The 17,444-nt window shown below is 40.0% G+C and carries 12 protein-coding genes; 9 read left to right on the top strand and 3 right to left on the bottom strand.

Annotation, left to right across the window (positions count from 1 at the left end):
• Positions 1 to 47: 47 nt before the first annotated feature.
• The 4 genes from RMY32_RS03285 (at position 48) to RMY32_RS03270 (ending at position 4,608) form a co-directional block, all read left to right on the top strand.
• Positions 48 to 818, top strand: a complete 771-nt coding sequence (locus RMY32_RS03285) for a transferase (RefSeq protein WP_322712303.1) — start codon at positions 48 to 50, stop codon at positions 816 to 818.
• Between the two features lie 57 nt (positions 819 to 875).
• Entirely contained in the window at positions 876 to 1,664 is a 789-nt protein-coding gene (locus RMY32_RS03280; RefSeq protein WP_322712302.1) for a BMC domain-containing protein, read from the top strand.
• A 246-nt stretch (positions 1,665 to 1,910) separates the two neighbouring features.
• Complete coding sequence (locus tag RMY32_RS03275; RefSeq protein ID WP_322712301.1) at positions 1,911 to 2,852, top strand: LysR family transcriptional regulator; 942 nt, start codon at positions 1,911 to 1,913, stop codon at positions 2,850 to 2,852.
• Positions 2,853 to 2,973: 121 nt separating this feature from the next.
• Positions 2,974 to 4,608, top strand: a complete 1,635-nt coding sequence (locus RMY32_RS03270) for a mucoidy inhibitor MuiA family protein (protein WP_322712300.1) — start codon at positions 2,974 to 2,976, stop codon at positions 4,606 to 4,608.
• 43 nt (positions 4,609 to 4,651) lie between these two features.
• On the opposite strand, the gene RMY32_RS03265 is transcribed toward RMY32_RS03270, so the two are convergent.
• From RMY32_RS03265 to RMY32_RS03255, 3 genes are read right to left on the bottom strand one after another with little or no spacing between them, the layout of a single operon-like run.
• Positions 4,652 to 6,145, bottom strand: a complete 1,494-nt coding sequence (locus RMY32_RS03265) for an AAA family ATPase (RefSeq protein ID WP_322712299.1) — start codon at positions 6,143 to 6,145, stop codon at positions 4,652 to 4,654.
• Between the two features lie 11 nt (positions 6,146 to 6,156).
• Positions 6,157 to 7,335, bottom strand: a complete 1,179-nt coding sequence (locus RMY32_RS03260) for a hypothetical protein (protein WP_322712297.1) — start codon at positions 7,333 to 7,335, stop codon at positions 6,157 to 6,159.
• 27 nt (positions 7,336 to 7,362) lie between these two features.
• Entirely contained in the window at positions 7,363 to 8,487 is a 1,125-nt protein-coding gene (locus tag RMY32_RS03255) for a glycine zipper domain-containing protein (RefSeq protein WP_322712295.1), read from the bottom strand.
• A gap of 269 nt (positions 8,488 to 8,756) precedes the next feature.
• On the opposite strand from RMY32_RS03255, the gene psb34 (RMY32_RS03250) reads away from it, so the two are divergent.
• The 5 genes from psb34 (RMY32_RS03250) to RMY32_RS03230 all read left to right on the top strand — a co-directional run bounded on the left by psb34 (RMY32_RS03250) (position 8,757) and on the right by RMY32_RS03230 (position 17,356).
• On the top strand, positions 8,757 to 8,927 hold the full coding sequence (gene psb34, locus RMY32_RS03250) for a photosystem II assembly protein Psb34 (RefSeq protein WP_322712293.1): 171 nt from the start codon (positions 8,757 to 8,759) through the stop codon (positions 8,925 to 8,927).
• Positions 8,928 to 9,160: 233 nt separating this feature from the next.
• Positions 9,161 to 9,331 carry a photosystem II assembly protein Psb34 gene (psb34, locus tag RMY32_RS03245; RefSeq protein ID WP_322712292.1) on the top strand — a complete coding sequence of 57 codons (171 nt, stop codon included), beginning with the start codon at positions 9,161 to 9,163 and terminating at the stop codon, positions 9,329 to 9,331.
• A gap of 196 nt (positions 9,332 to 9,527) precedes the next feature.
• Positions 9,528 to 10,253, top strand: a complete 726-nt coding sequence (locus tag RMY32_RS03240; protein WP_322712291.1) for a Uma2 family endonuclease — start codon at positions 9,528 to 9,530, stop codon at positions 10,251 to 10,253.
• 360 nt (positions 10,254 to 10,613) lie between these two features.
• Positions 10,614 to 11,396 carry a COP23 domain-containing protein gene (locus tag RMY32_RS03235; protein WP_322712289.1) on the top strand — a complete coding sequence of 261 codons (783 nt, stop codon included), beginning with the start codon at positions 10,614 to 10,616 and terminating at the stop codon, positions 11,394 to 11,396.
• A gap of 509 nt (positions 11,397 to 11,905) precedes the next feature.
• Positions 11,906 to 17,356 (top strand): phytase, encoded by a 5,451-nt coding sequence (locus tag RMY32_RS03230; RefSeq protein WP_322712288.1) that lies wholly within the window; start codon positions 11,906 to 11,908, stop codon positions 17,354 to 17,356.
• Positions 17,357 to 17,444 lie beyond the last annotated feature (88 nt).

Here is a 17,444-nt window from a genome sequence, read left to right as displayed (position 1 = left end):
GCACTCAGCACTCAGAACTTCATCCGGCTTCCGAGGTTAAAATTTCCATGTCTGTGCCGCTACTGCGCCTCAGCAATAACTTTGATACTTACATTAGTGGTGAGGTGACTATTCATCCAAGCGCGGTACTTGCACCTGGGGTAATCCTCCAAGCGGCTGTAAACAGCAAGATCGTCATTGGACCAGGGGTCTGTATTGGTATGGGAGCAATTCTCCAAGTCCATGAAGGCACCCTAGAGGTAGAAGCAGGTGCAAACCTGGGAGCCGGTTTTTTGATGATTGGCAAAGGCAAAATTGGCGCAAATGCTTGTATTGGTTCAGCGACTACAGTTTTTAACTATTCGGTTGAACCCGAACAAGTAGTACCGCCTGGTTCAATTTTAGGAGACACCAGTCGGCAGATTGAGCCAACAAAACAGCTAGAAGCATCTACAAATAACCCAACTTCTACTACAAATACACCATCTAAGGAAGAAGAAAATAGCTCAGGTGGAGTTCAGGAAAAGGTAATTTCCTCAACTAACTTCTCAGCTTCGGCTTTTGTAGATTTCAAACAAAACAAGTCGATTTCTTATTTTAAATCTCCCGCCACTCCCGAAAGTCAGTCTCCTCCTGTAGAGGAACCGACCAATGATACTGACTCCACCTTGGGGGAATCCCAAGAGTCAACAGAACATCATTCAGATCCCAGTCAGTCTGCCTTAGAATCCCCTAATGGTTTTGGGACTCAAATTTATGGACAAGGGAGCATAAGCAGACTGTTGACTACATTGTTTCCTCACAGACAATCCTTGAACGACCCAAACCCTGACGATTAGTCAGAGTAAGTGTTAATTGTAAGTTGTCGGCTTTTTCCGTATTTTGGAGAATTCATCATGGAAACATATAATCAACGGTCGATTCGTACTATCCAGGGAGCGAGTAGTCAAGAAACCTTTCAGGATACTGCTTTGGGTTTGGTTTCTTGCCGTAGCTTTCCGGCAATCGTTGGGACGGCTGATATGATGCTGAAATCAGCGGGAGTTCACCTGGTTGGGTATGAAAAAATTGGTAGTGGTCATTGTACTGCGATCGTTCGGGGTGGAATTGCTGACGTGCGTCTGGCGGTAGAATCTGGCGTGCAAACGGCTGAACAGTTTGGTCAGTTGGTTTCTAGTTTAGTGATTCCCCGACCTTATCCCAACCTAGATATAGTGCTTCCCATTACGACTCGTTTCACTAAATTAATGCAAGAGGGCAATTCCAGCCGTCTGAGTAACCAAGCAATTGGTTTGGTAGAAACGCGAGGATTTCCCGCGATGGTAGGAGCATGTGATGCCATGCTCAAAGCTGCTGATGTTCATTTAGCAGCTTATGAAAAAATTGGTGGGGGTTTGTGTACGGCAATTATTCGTGGTTCTGTAGCAAATGTGGCGGTAGCAGTGGAAGCGGGAATGTTTGAAGCAGAACGCATTGGGGAATTGAATGCAGTGATGGTAATTCCTCGGCCGCTGGACGAAATGGAGTTAACTTTGCCATTAGCAAGCTGCTGGATAGAAGAACGCGAACCGTTAAACTTGCCAGTGAATATTAAAGAACAAGTTGCAGAAATAGAGGTACTGAGATTACCAGACTTAACCAAGCTACCGACAAAAGTTCAAGAAGAATTATGGAATGATGAATGATGATAGATGAATTTTGTCAAATCATCCATTCAGCATTCATCGTATAGATAGAAGGCATCTTACGCTTTAGCTATTCTGAATAATAGCTTTTTCAATCCATAAGTAAATATTTTTGTTTTAATATAAGTAATAGAGTTTTATCTATGATAAAACTCGTAACTTTCTGTGAGCATCACTATATCATTTGCCAGTGTTCAGTAATACTAGTTTTATATCTATTAATCGCTATATATAGGAGAATCACTCTTGAACCAAGCGACGCTGCACCAGTTAAAGGTGTTCGAGGCAGCGGCACGGCACAGTAGCTTTACTCGTGCTGCTGAGGAATTGTTTCTCACCCAACCTACCGTTTCTATGCAGATCAAGCAACTCACAAAATCAGTAGGTTTGCCATTATTTGAGCAAGTGGGGAAGCGATTGTATCTGACAGAGGCAGGACGGGAATTGTTTGCTACTTGTCGGCAGATTTTTCACAATATCGCCCAGTATGAAATGAAGGTAGCAGATTTAAAAGGGCTAAAACAGGGACAATTACGTTTGGCAGTGATTACAACAGCAAAATATTTTATCCCACGTTTGTTAGGGCCATTTTGCGACCTTTATCCAGGGATTGATATCTCGCTGCAAGTAACAAATCACGAACAAATTTTAGAACGGATGAATCAAAATTTGGACGACTTATATATTATGAGTCAAATTCCAGACAATATCGATGTGACTTGTGAACCATTTCTAGAAAATCCTTTGATAGTTTTTGCACCGACTAATCATCCTTTATCCAAAGAAAAAAATATTCCTATACAACGCCTGTCTAACGAACCTTTTATTATGCGGGAACCAGGTTCAGGAACTCGTCGCGCCGTCCAAAAGCTCTTTGAAGAAGAAGGGGTAGTAGTAAAAGTCAAGCTAGAATTGGGAAGTAACGAAGCAATTAAACAAGCGATCGCAGGTGGTTTAGGAATTTCTGTTTTATCACGTCATACCTTACTATCAGACGCTTCAGAGTTCAGCATTTTAGATGTGCAACACTTCCCCATTCAGCGGGATTGGTACATGGTTTATCCATCTGGCAAGCAGCTATCTATCGTCGCTCGTGCCTATTATGAGTATCTACTAGCAGCGGCAAAAAATATTGTTAAACAAAAAGCTGATACTGCTTATAGTACCTTTGAACCAATTAATGGATAAGAGAATTCGTAATTTGTAGTTCGTAATTCATAATTACGAATTCTCTAAAGGGGTTGACTGTTAGACCGGTAAACATTGACAATTAACCAGCAGAATCATTAAAAATGGGGGAAAACTGGCAGTGGTTAACCCGGAAATACCATCTTGGCGCAAAACAGTACAAAGCGAGATTGTAGCTGTTACGGTGTATTCTGACAGAGCATTGGTTACACGGCGAGGTGTAGTTGATTTAACAGGAATCGAACAGGAATTAGTAATTACCCCAGTGCCAATGACTCTAGAAACTGAGTCTGTTAGGGTTAGCGGTACAGGTACGGTAGGGGTGCGCTTGATGGGAGTTAGTAGCGATCGCCTCTACACTACTGAACCTGTAGCAGAACGAGTAGCACATTTGACAAGGCAAATTCAGCAATTAGAAGCAGAAAAACGCCACTTGCAAGCCCAAGTAGACGCTTTGGCATTGCAATCTAATTTTATCGCTGGCTTACGCGAAAAAACAGAAGAACCCTTTGCACAAAGTTTGTCTCGGAAAAATCTCAGCCTCAGCGAAACTTTGGATTTCCTCAACTTTCTTGGCAGCCAGTATAGTGAATATGCGATCGCATCTGGAGAGTGCAAAACTCAACAGCAGGAATTAGACAAACAACTGCAAGCACTCCACACCTCATTGCAAATCATCCAAACGCCCCATCCTAAAGAGAGTTTTAGCTTAGTTGTAGCAGTTGAAGTCGCGGGTGAAGGCGAATTTGAATTAGAGATATCCTACATTGTAAATCGCGCTAGTTGGAATCCGCTTTATGACTTGCGCTTTAGCACTACTAGCGAGATTGTACATTTGAGTTACCTTGCAGAAATCACTCAAAGCACTGGTGAAGATTGGATTGGTGCAAATCTCACTCTTTCTACCGCTAAACCGGGATTAGGTACGCTTCCACCCAAACTTGAACCCTGGTATATTGATACGCCACTTCCTCAAAGAATGCGACGATCTCGGCTAGCTGCCCAGCCACCACTACTCCCTAGCATACCAGAACCGCCTGCTTCTGCTGCCAGAGCAGATTGGCAAGAAGAACAAGACGAAGTTGCAGAGGATAGTCTGATTCCAGCAGAAACCATTACAGCAGAAGTATCCAAAGAAGGGAGTGTAGTCACCTTTAAATTAAATGGCGGTGGTAATATACCCAGCGATGGCGCACCTCATAAGACTACGATTTTCAACGATGATTATCCTTGTAGCTTCGATTATGTAGCAATGCCGCGCTTGGTAAGTTTTGCTTATCTGCAAGCGAATGTGAAAAATAGTCCCAACGGTGCGACTTTGTTACCAGGCAAAGCGAATATTTTCCGCAACAACGTTTTTATTGGGACAACTCAGTTAGAAAATATTGCACCAGGGCAAGAATTCAAACTGAACTTAGGAATTGACGAAGGTTTAAAAATTGAGCGCGATTTAGTTGAGCGCCTGGTAGATAAAAGATTAATTAGCAACCAGCGCCGGATTACTTATAGTTATCGGTTGATTGTTACTAACTTAATAGAGAAAGAAGTAAATCTAAAATTAACTGAACAATTGCCAGTTAGCCGCAACGAGCAAATTAAAGTACGTCTCAGTCGCAGCAATCCACAAATTCAACTCGGTGAAATGGGGATTTTAGAATGGCTGTTAACTCTTCCAGCCCAAGAGCGACGAGAGATATATTACCAGTTTAATGTTGAACACCCGCCCGACTTAATGGTAGTTGGGTTAGATATTTAGGGAATCTTAACAAATATTTTCAAAGCGCGGCTCAATCAGAAGTTTAACTTGCTGGCTTAATACTAATTTTTGACAGAGACTCTCTAATTTTTTCTATCTTCTTTTTCAAAGACTTGGAAATAGATTCTGTTGATTTAATTACTGCTAGTAAATCATCAGTAGAGATAGTATCTTTATTATCAATAAAAGCATTTTCAATAGTTTCTTTAACTATAGCTTCGATATCAGCACCACAATAACCTTCTGTTTGGTCTAATAAACTAATAATATCTATATTTTTATGGTATTTACCTCTTTTTTTTAAATGAATTTCAAATATTTTTTTTCGCTCTTCTCCATTAGGCAAATCAACAAAAAAAAGCTCGTCGAACCTACCTTTTCTCAAAAATTCAGCAGGAAACTTGGAAATGTCATTAGAGGTTGCTACAACAAAAACAGTATTTTCTTTTTCTTGAATCCAAGTTAAAAAGTTTCCAAATAATCTGGTAGTGACATCACTCCCTCCGCCTGATTCACCAATTCCTGCAAAGGCTTTTTCGATTTCATCTACCCAAAGAATACAAGGACTAACAGCTTCTGCTATTTTTATTGCTTTACTAAAGTTTTCTTCGCTTTCCCCTACATATTTACCTAACAATTTACCGATATCTAAACGTAACAGAGGAACTTCAAACAATCGGGCAGTAGCTTTAGCTACTAAACTTTTACCACATCCAGGCATTCCTACAAGCAGGATTCCTTTAGGAATGTCTACACCGTATTTAATTGCTTGGTCTAAATTTTTAAAAACTTTAGCTTTTTTCTGTAGCCAAAAGATAAGCTTATTAAGACCACCAATATCATTTATAGTTTCTGGAAAATTGAGAATTTCTAACGTGCCAGTCTTTTTGATAAACTGCTCTTTCTCTTGAATAATTAGTTGCTTATCATCTTTATTAATTGCACCACCATTTTGATAAGCCAAATTCAGTATTTGAATAATTTCAAATTCGCTCAATCCTTTAAAAGATAGTGCTAATTCTTCAATAACATTATTTTCTACATTGCAATTTAAATTTTGAGAAAACTGTTTAATGATGTTTCTAATTTGATTAACTTGAGGAATAGGGATGTCAAATACTGTAATTAAGTTTTCCAACTCGTTAGGAATAACTAGCTTACTAGCTACCATGAAAATAGTAGTATAAAAATTTTCTCTATTTAAAGTTTTGAGAGCGATTGATTTGAGTAATGCTATTACTTTAGGATTATCTAAATAAAAATGAATATCTTTAAGAACTAAAAAGTTTTCTCCATCATCTTCATGATAAAAATTTAACAAAAAAGTTTCTATATCGTAGCTAATATTATAACACTTAGGATTTTTCGATTCAAAATAAACATAGCCACCAGCATCATTATATTCGTGTATTTCCTGATTAGTTACAACCTGCTTAATTAAAATATCCACTGCGTTAAAATCGAAATGTTTAATATAAATAATTGGTCTTAACGCATCAACATAAGAGGCTAATAGATGAACTGCATTACTAGTCATCACTAGGAATATTAAACCTCCAAATAACCAATTTCATGTTCGGAATTATTACTCTTATAATCTATACCATCTAAAATAGGAAATTTACCGTTAACATCGTCTGCTGATAATGTCTCACCTTGTTTACAAGCATTTCTAACAAAGTTTCCTTCTCTCATTCCAATAATCATACATTTTTTGCCTTTTGGTTCGATATCTTCCCAGTATTCTTTTGTGTTTAGATTCCTTTTCTTAATATGCTCTTTCGTCAAATAAAATAATTTACGTATTATTATTTCTTTGTTTTCTGATTCGTTAGATAAGGGTATGTATTTTACAAAGTCATTATAATTATTTGAACAAAAACTTAACCCATTAAATACTTTTCCTATGGCTTCTTCTCTTTTAAACTTACCTAAGTTTATATTATGGTGAGCCACCATAACATCGTATCTATCAGTTAAATCGAGTACAAGACATTTAATACTAGCGTATTCAATTGCTCGCCAACTATAATCTGTATCATTTCTATAAAAAATTTCATTTAATGAAATATGTTCTTTAAATTCTTCATAAATAAAATTATCTGGACAGCCACAACTAATTTCGGTTGTCAGTTGCCTAATTTTTTTGCTTATTGGATCAAAGTCGAAAAAAACTTTTCTCAAAGTGGGATTCATTAATGAAGCAAATATTGCTAATGGTGCTTTTTCTAGAAAATCATCATAAAATCTTATGGAATTATATATGAAAACGTCTATATAATTCTCAGAAATCTGTTTCATGCTGTTTTTAACAAGTGCTATATTGTCTTTATCTTCTAACATTCCTCTCAATAAAGAATCATAACCATCGCAATAACTTTTTATTACAGCTTGATGTTGAAAATTACTTTTCTCTATCTGAGCCAACCTAGCACGCCATTGTGTACGCAAATCAAAACTATAGAAAAGTTCTTCCAATTGGTGAGATTCAATATTAACTATAAATATCTTAATGAGTTCTCTGATAATTTCTCGATAATCTTTTGATTTTATAGCTTCAATCTTTGATAACTCTTCTGTATATCCTTTGCAAAAAAGCCACTTTTTTAGTAATCCGTTACCATAGTATGTTAAAATATCATCTATGTTAAAATTTTCTGTCAATCCATTTAAATCTCTAACTGGATTCTTATCAAGTATAAGATTAAATTTGATTGTTTTTACCATTGATTACTTCCTTAAGATTATTAATTACTAAAAACGTATTGCATTCCAAACTTTTTGAGCCGTATTTGTTACTGCTTTCACGGTATTTTGAGCAACTTGTACAGTTCTTTCAACAATGTTTTTAACCGTACTTTCGGCAACCTCTCTTACTTTTTTAACTCCCGTTCTGATACCTTGTGCTATTTGATTTCCCGCTAACTTTCCAACAGCAGCACCTGCAACAGCACCTACAACAGCACCTACCGGACCGAAAGCACTACCTATCGAAGCACCAATTGTCGCTCCTGTTAAAGTACTTTTAACCTTGACTACTTTTTCCGCCATAACTCCCATACCAGCAATAGCTCTATCGGCAATATAGTCCATTGCTTTAGCGACTTTCATTTTACCTTGAGCAACTTTATAGCCTACTTTTGCAAGAGTCATACCCATATCCACCATGACGGCTATTCCCGTAGCATCAATGTTATGAAGTGCTTCGATATGAAATTCATCCTTAGCAACAATAAACCCAGAAGTAACTAACTTTTTAATTACTAAATCATTATCATCAAAATCATCTTCAAAATATTGTTTAGCTATACTAATACTATTATTGTTCTCAGAACCAAAATTTTTGACTAAAGATTCGACTTGTTGACCGATGGAGACAGTAGTAAGTAAAGAATTATTTTGAATCGAGCCTATTGTTTCTGAAAATACCGCTTGTTCGTTTGTTGGCTCTCGTACCGGAGAAAAAACTTCAACATCTTCATTCAATAAAGAACTAAGCTGCTTGTTATTTGTTTTAGCTAATTCAGATTGAATTTCTCTTACTATTTTTGCTATTTCTCGTGTATCTTTAATATTAGTAATACTTTTTATACTTGCTTTAAAATAACTTAATTTTGACTTTCCTTTGTTTTGAGCATCAATTAAATCTCGATGAAAACTTTCTATGAAATCAATAGCTTCTAACCCATCATTAACTTCACTTATAACTTTGTCAGTTTCTTTTAATCCATCTCTTTCTTCAACAAATTCATGGCAAAACTCTTTGACATCTTGTTTATCGACTTGTGCGTCGTACTTAATTAATATTTCACTAATGACTTTAGCAGCATATTCTTTCTCTTGAACTGAAATCAATTCACGCTTAGTCGATATAGTCATAGTTTTCTTACTGTAAATTTAAAAGTAGTAACTTATACTTTGAATTTCGCACAAAAAAGAATGTGTTTGCAGACTAGCCAAACAAAACACAAGTATAAAAAAAGACAGATATCGGTTAATTGAAACTATTTTACTACAAATAGGCGATCGCAGATAAGTTAACTTTATCCCTATCATCAGTCTTTTTTTTGTCAAGCCATATTGACTATTTGTAACGAAATTGTTATATTTATTTATATAAGATAACAAAAGAAAGAAAAGAAAAAACTATGTACACCACCACCAACGAAGACGGCATTCTCAACAACTACGCAGCAGAACCCAAGATGTACTACTCTGAGTACCCAGCAATTTGGGAACAACGTAAATACGTTTTACAGGGTCTTTTTGCAACTTTAATCGTCACCGCTTTAGTTTTGGTTGGTTTTAGCATTAGCTAAGATTTTTTGATTTCAGTATCGCTGTATCTCATCGTCATTCAGACTTCTCTCTATAACCCCGGTTAGTTTCGCCGGGGTTTTTTGTGTTTTACGTATCCCAAACGGTAGTGGTGTGCTGATAAGTCATTTTTATATTTACTATCAGTCTTTTTTTGTCAAGTCATGTTGACTATTTGTAACAAAATTGTTATATTTATTTACATAAAATAACAAAAGAAAGAAAAGAAAAAACTATGTATACCACCACCAACGAAGACGGCATTCTCAACAACTACGCAGCAGAACCCAAGATGTACTATGCTGAGTACCCAGCAATTTGGGAACAACGTAAATACGTTTTACAGGGTCTTTTTGCAACTTCAATCGTTACCGCTCTAATTTTGGTTGGTTTTAGCGTTAGCTAAAATTTTTTGATTTCAGTATCGTTGTATCTCATCGTCAATCTCACTTCTCGACTTTACCTCGGCTAAATTAGCCGGGGTTTTTTGTGTTTGTTGAGAATCAGTGCGATTTTATCTGCATCCTATTTTTTATCGCCCCGTCAGCAACAAACCACTGGTCAGCCATAAAATAAAGACAAATCAATAAAAGGGGGTGTTTATGGCAACCCAACTCGGTGACGCTAAATCTTCAACAGAACTAGTAGTATCTTGGGAAGCATTGCCCGCAGATTTTCACCTAGAGGATGAACCAGTGGAAAATACAGGTCAGCCACTATTAGCTGGTGCTTTGCGCGAAAGCCTTGAGATAAGTGGTTTCATCCAACCGCAGATGTTAATAGCCTCAAATTTTGGACTTTGTGCGACGATAAACGGGCAATTTATAGCTAAAGCACCCGACTGGGTTTATGTGCCATCGGTAAATCAGGTTTTAGGAGAACGCAAAAGCTACACACCCAATTTAGATGGAGATATTCCAGCAATTGTAATGGAATTTCTATCTGACACTGAGGGTGGAGAATACTCTTTTAAACGAACCTATCCACCAGGAAAATGGTTTTTTTACGAGCAGATTCTTCAAGTCCCAATTTACATAATTTTTGATCCAAATGGTGGTTTATTAGAATTTTACCAACTCGAAAACAGGCGCTACGAGTTAAAGCAACCTGATGAAAATGGTCGTCATTGGATTGATTCAATGGGTTTATTTCTGGGAACCTGGCAAGGAACAAAAGAAGCCAGAACTGGTTACTGGTTGCGCTGGTGGGATGAGGCAGGTAATTTGTTACTTTGGGCAATGGAACAAATTGAACAGGAACGCCAGCAAAAAGAACGGCTAATTGCCTATTTACAATCTCAAGGTATCGATCCAAATAATTTGCCTTAGCATATATAGCAAGGGGCTGGGGACTGGGGACTGGGGACTGGGGACTGGGGACTGGGGACTGAGTGAAAAACCTTTTTGTGTCTAAGTTTTATCGTCTGTTGATGTCCTAACCACCAAGGCTTGTGCTATACAAATAAAATTTTCAAGTATTTGAGTGACTCAGTTTAAGCAAATAAGTGCTACAACCGTTACGTCTATCAAGGAGTGGGGCATCATACAGAAATTCAAGTAAAGCTGAAAAAGCTAATCGCCGGAAAAAAGGCACGAGAGGAAAAAAATAGGTTTTTGCTGAATCAAAAGCCAGAATTATTCGTCAGTTAAACTATCAATTCCCTACTTATTTCTCCTGGAGGATGATTTATGTCATCACAAATGCTGCGGTTGATATCTTTGGGCAGTCTTGGCTTATCTTTGTGTCTGGGCAATTCGGCAGCAATGGCGCAATATGATTCTAATGGCGATGGTGTAGTAGTACCAACAGTACCATCAGGTGGCACATCAGCACCAGTTCCAATAGACACATCCACAGGTGTACCACCTTCACCCTCTGCTGATGGTACAACTCGGTTTACCTGTCAGACTTATAATGGACAGTATACTGTCATGTACCAGCCACAAAGTCAACCAGGACAATTCTTTCCTTGGGCAGCACCTGCGGCTTTAGGTGGTGGTTGGGACGCACAAAGGCGTTGTACAGCAATTGCCAGTCGTTTGGAACTTTATCGCCCAGATGGTTTACAAGAACTCCAGACAGCCGTAGAAAATAACGAAAATATTGTCTGCGTCACAACAGAAGCTAACCCAACCTGTAGAATTGTGTTGACAGTCCCGCGTGGCAAAGATCCCTACGTTATCCGCAATAGCATTTTCCAAAACTTGACTACTGCTGACAGTGGACAACAAACTATTGCCGTTAACACTTATGGCGATCGCAGTAGTGGAGGCAACGAATTATATAATTTAGGACGCACACTTCTAGGCGGTGGCAATAATCGGGTTAGCTCATCGAGAAGTGGGATTAATCTGAAACCTTTCCTCGATCGTCAAGATGGTGGTACTGGAAACAATTTGCGCAGTGGAGTTGCAATTCGTCGTCAGTTTCAACCTAACGGCGTTCGTCTCAACCCTGGTAAATTCCGGTAAGCAAGAGTGGCTTTTAATACAAAATGACTTTCAAATAAAAAATATCCAACTACTTATTGTGGGGCGGACATCTTGTCCGCCTTTTTTTATGGGCATAAAATTGCTGTCCCTCCGACTTATTCAAAATGTCGGGGATCTAAATCCATCTGTATATTATTTATTCTTTTAACCTTTTGCTAGCAGTTTCTTAACGTTGCTGAGATAACTTGAGGTTGCTGAATATGGATTAATACTAGTAAAAATAGTAGCTTTTTTGACTAAAAATAGTTTTTCTGAATAGTGATATTGCGATTGTCAATGTGACTCGATTATGTTTGCAAATTATTACTGGACATCAGCTTTTCAGGCAATTTTCAAACAATACAAAATAAGTGGCTGTTACTCGTTTCGTCTTTATTTAACGCAGATTTAATCGAACTCCGAATTCTCTGTGTACTCTGCGCCTCTGCGGTTCCCTATTCCCAATTTTCAAAGCAGTCTCATGTCTAGAATCTATCTCAGAATTAAACATGGTAACTACTAATACAATTCGCTTTTCTCAATTCAACGCTTCTTTGAATCGTAATGCCAAAGGTCAGTTAGTCAGCGATTTGTCTACCCCTGACAACGCTCAAGCAAAGGCAGTTGCAGAAATTATCCAGCTTAATAACCCGGATGTGTTGCTAATTAACGAGTTTGACTACTCCCCGGAAGCAGTTCAATTATTCCGGCAAAATTACCTAGCCGTTAGCCAGAATGGTACAACACCCGTTGACTACCCCTACTTTTACATCGCTCCTTCCAATACGGGTATTGCCTCTGGTTTTGACTTGAACAACAATGGCACAGCAGTTACAACCCCAGGCGAATTGGGATATGGCGATGATGCTTTCGGATTCGGGAATTTCCCTGGTCAATACGGGATGTTGCTGTTGTCCAAATATCCCATTGACACTGCCAACATCCGCACCTTTCAAAATTTTCTCTGGAAGGATATGCCCAATGCTTTGCTTCCTGACGATCCGACAACACCACAGCCAAATGACTGGTATTCTCAGGAGGAATTGGCAGTTCTACGCCTTTCTTCTAAAAGTCACTGGGATATACCCATCCAAGTAAACGGTGAGACAATTCATGTCCTCGCCAGCCACCCCACACCGCCAACCTTTGATGGTGTGGAAGACCGCAACGGTAAGCGCAACCACGACGAGATCCGCTTTTGGGCAGACTATATTACCCCTGGTAATGGTAATTACATTTACGATGATGAGGGTAAAACTGGTGGTATTGCTGCTGGATCGAGCTTTGTGATTGTGGGCGATCAAAATGCAGACCCGTTAGATGGTGATAGTTTTGACAACGCTGTTCGTCAACTGTTGCAAAATCCCAATATCAATACTAATGTCATCTTTACCAGTCTGGGTGCGCGCCAACAAGCAGACTTACAAGCTGGTGCAAACGCTAGCCAAAAGGGTAATCCTAGCTTTGACACCGCAGACTTTGCTGATACGACTCCCGGAAACCTGCGGACTGACTATGTGCTACCTTCCGCTAACCTGACAATTGCCAACTCAGGAGTATTTTGGCCTCTAAATACTGATTCAACGTTTCCTTTGGTAGGTACTTTTCCCTTTCCCAGTTCTGACCATCGCTTGGTGTTCGCAGATGTGCAAACCGGAGCAACCGAACCAGGTAAAACCATTCCCAATGTAAGATTTGTCGGGCAGAGTACTTTTACCACAGGCTTTATTCCTACTGGCGCGGCAGGAACTGTGAACGGAACACCAACTCCATTAGGAGGACTATCTGGTGTAACCTACGATGCAGTTAACAACCGCTACTATGCAATCTCAGACGATCGCTCCCAAGTTGCGCCTGCCCGCTTTTATACCTTCACTGCCACTGATTCCGGGGTGAATTTTACTAATGTCACACCCCTAAAAGATACCAGTGGTAAATTATTTGCACTCAATAGCCTTGACCCAGAAGGTATCGCTTTAACCAACAATGGTACAGTCTTTATCTCTTCCGAAGGCGAAGTAAACCCTGCTGCTGGTCGCGTTACCAATCCCTTCATTAAAGAATTTTCTTTGACAACAGGGCAAGAAGTGGCTTCGCTATTTGTTCCCCGCAAATTTTTACCAGTGGTAGAAGACACCAACGGCAATGGTGTTATCGATGCCGACGATACGCAGACATCAGGTGTTTACAATAACTTAGCCTTTGAAAGCCTTACCATTACACCCGACCAGAAAACCTTATTCACCGCCACCGAAAACGCGTTGTCCCAAGATGGATTAAAGGCTTCACTCACCAGTGGCAGCCCTTCTCGAATTCTGCAATACAATCTGGTTAGTGGACAACCAGAAAAAGAATACCTTTATATTACTGATGCAATTCCCGAACCACCCAATCCCAGCACAGGTTCTGCTGACAATGGTTTAGCGGATTTATTAGCAATAGATAATCGTGGCACATTACTGGCGTTAGAACGTTCCTTTGCCCAAGGTGTAGGCAACACGATCAAAATCTACGAAGTTTCTTTGCAAGGTGCAACTGACATTAGCTTCTACGATTCTCTCAATAATCTGAGTACTGAACAACTAGCAGCTATCCAACCCGCCCAAAAACGACTGCTGTTGAATTTAACTGACCTGAATCTGCCTACTGATGCAAACCACCCGATTACAGGAGTGGATAATATAGAAGGTCTTGCCTTTGGCCCCAAACTAGCAGATGGTCGTCAGTCCATTGTGCTGGTGAGTGACAACAACTTTAGCGGCAGCCAATATACTCAAATCCTGACTTTAGATGCAGACTTAGTTCCCACTGCTGCACCCACAGTAGAAACCCGCCCCAGTTTATTTGACGATGAAGATCCAACACTACCTGCTGTGGATCAAAACGCTGATGCTGATGATCCTGCCATTTATGTTAATGCCACAAATTCTGCCGATAGTTTAGTATTAACCTCAGTCAAAAATGCTGGACTGCGGGTTTATGACTTGTCTGGTAATTTGTTGCAAATAGTTAATCCTGGTGGCATTCGCTACAATAACATTGACCTGCAATACGGTTTTAAATTAGGCAATCAATCTATTGATATTGCTGTCGCTAGCGATCGCAACAATGATAAACTAGCAATCTTCAAAATTAATCCCAATCCCACCACCGCCGGACAATACTTGGAAGATATCACTGATAGCAATATTGGTACTATCTTCCAAGCATCACCTTTTGAACCTCCTTATTCTGCATCAACTCGCAGTTCTTACGGAGTTACCTTATACCGTAGCCCCATAACTAATGATTACTATGTCTTTACCAGTCGCCGGCAAACTGGAGATATAGCTCAGTTCAAATTGATTGACAAAGGGAATAGCAAAATTGGCGCTGAACTGGTGCGGGAGTTTACCATCCCCTCGCCCATCACAGAAGGGCGTTCTCCCCAAACAGAGGGTATGGTGGTTGACCAAGAAACCGGCTTTCTCTACATAGCCCAAGAAGATGTGGGCATCTGGAAATTCCAGGCAGAACCGGACGGTGGCACAACAGGCAAGCTGATCGATCGCGTCCGTTTTGAGGGTGGTTCTCACCTTACCGATGATGCCGAAGGGTTGACTATTTATTACGGCAAAAACGGCACAGGCTACTTGTTAGCATCCAGCCAAGGCGATAGCACCTTTGTTGCCTACACACGTGAAGGTAACAACGAATATGTGGGTAACTTTGCCATTGGTAACAATGGGCCAATTGACAGCGTGCAAGAGTCAGATGGGGCTGATGTAATTAATGTGCCACTGGGGTCTAACTTCCCACTTGGTTTATTTGTCACCCAAGACGGCTCTAATGAACCTGCCAAGACAATCGATGGCGAAAACATCAGTTCTAACTTCAAGTTAGTACCTTGGGAAAATATTGCCAATGCCTTCCCCAATTCTCTAAATATCGATACCACTAGTTACGATCCTCGCAATCCTGTTGCCCAACCCAAGCTGACTATCTATGAATTTGAAAACCTACCCAAACTAGGCACTACATCTAAAAATCAAGATATTTTCTTGGGTGGTTTTTCTGGGTTGTATTTCCAAGGGTTTGCAGCAAATGGCAACCTGAAATTTGTCACCAACACAGACCGTGGCCCCAATGGAGAACCTGATGGTGTCAAAAGACCATTTTTATTACCCGACTTCCAACCAGAAATAGTCAGCTTTGAACTCAACCGCACCACAGGTGAAATCAACATTACCAACAGAACAGAACTATTTCGCCAAGATGGAACGACCCCATTAACGGGATTGCCTAACTTGCAAGCTGTAGGAAACGGTTTAGCCTACACAGATGAAGTTGCCGTTGACTTAAACAACAATGTTCTACCTAACGATCCTTTGGGTGCTGATTTAGAAGGCATTGTAGTTGCCCAAAATGGAGATTACTGGTTGGTGGATGAGTACCGTCCGGCAATTTACCACTTTGACACTAATGGAAAGCTGATTGACCGCTTTATCCCTCAAGGAACTGCCACAGCACCCAACCCAGATCGATCGGCGGGAACTTTTGGCACTGAGGTATTGCCAGCAGTTTATGCCCAACGCCGCAATAATCGAGGATTTGAAGCTGTGGCCCTAGAAGGTAATAAATTATATGCCTTTATTCAGAGTGCGATCGATAATCCAGATGTCGCCAATGATGCAACTTCCAAAGCTTCTCTCAACCTGCGAATTCTGGAGTTTGATATTGTCACCAAGCAGGTAACAGGAGAGTATTTATATCGCCTAGAAGGTCTACCAGGAACCGATAAGATTGGCGATGCAGTTTCTTTGGGTAACGGCAAATTTGCAGTAGTTGAACGAGATGATAATGGTACATCTGCTGGCAATAAACTAATTTACCAAATTGATTTAGCTGGGGCGACCAACATCAACAATCCTGCTAACTTTACCTTGCCAGTTGGTAAAACTATTGAACAACTTACCTCTACAGAGTTAGCTGCTGCCAATATTACCCCTGTCAGCAAGAGTTTGATTGCTAATGCTGCTCAGTTGGGTTACACCAGGGTGGAAAAATTAGAAGGTCTAGCATTGGTAGCACCCAATACTCTAGCCTTGATTAACGACAACGATTTCAATATTACAGGTAATACGGCTGCTGAAAAACTGGGTATTCTTGAATTACCCAATAACCTAACAGGTGTAGAGCCTACTTTCCCGAACGGTTTTGGTTCTAGCAACAGCGATACTGTCAATCTTGAGTCAGGACAATTCTTTAATGCAGGTGATGGAGCAGACTTTGTAGAAGGCGCTGAAAGTAACACAATCCAAGCTGGAAATGGAGATGACACAGTGCTTGCAGGGAATAACTCTTCAGTTTTCGGGAATGATGGTAGCGATCGCATATTTATTGGTCAAAATGGCTCGGCTCAAAATACCAGTGTCGATGGTGGCAGTGGTGATGATGTTATTACTGTGGTGGAAGCCAATGGTAGTAATAATTTGTTTGGGGCGGCAGGTGATGATAATCTCACAGTAATTGAAGGTTCTCGTCAATCATTATTCGGTGGCTCAGGTAACGACATTCTCACAAGTAACGGTAGCAATAACCGTCTCTACAGTGGTTCTGGAGATGACAAACTCTTCGCTAATGTCAATGATTCCCTGTTTGGTGGCGATGGTGATGATGTGCTATTTGCTGGTCAAGGGGGTAGTAATAGCCTGAGTGGTGGTACTGGTACTGACCAGTTCTGGATTGCTAACGCCAGTCTGCCAACTAGCAAGAACATTGTGACTGATTTTACAGTTGGCATTGATAAAATCGGGCTGGGCGGTATTGGTGTTACTCAGTTTAATACCCTGACAATATTGCAACAGGGTAGTGATACTATCGTGAAAATCGGAAATACCGAGTTAGTTTCATTGCTAGGAATTACATCAACTAGGCTCGCAGCAAATGACTTTGTTTTCTCTGTCAGTGTTGTAGGTTAATTTGTTCGCCTAGTATGATTGTTACAGCTTCATTACACAGCAAAAGTTAATGAAGCTGTACTCAATGATTGCAAAAACCCTTATTTAT

Origin of the sequence: Nostoc sp. ChiSLP03a (assembly GCF_034531215.2) — a bacterium.
Taxonomy (GTDB): domain Bacteria; phylum Cyanobacteriota; class Cyanobacteriia; order Cyanobacteriales; family Nostocaceae; genus Nostoc.
This window is presented reverse-complemented; position numbering and strand designations above follow the sequence as displayed.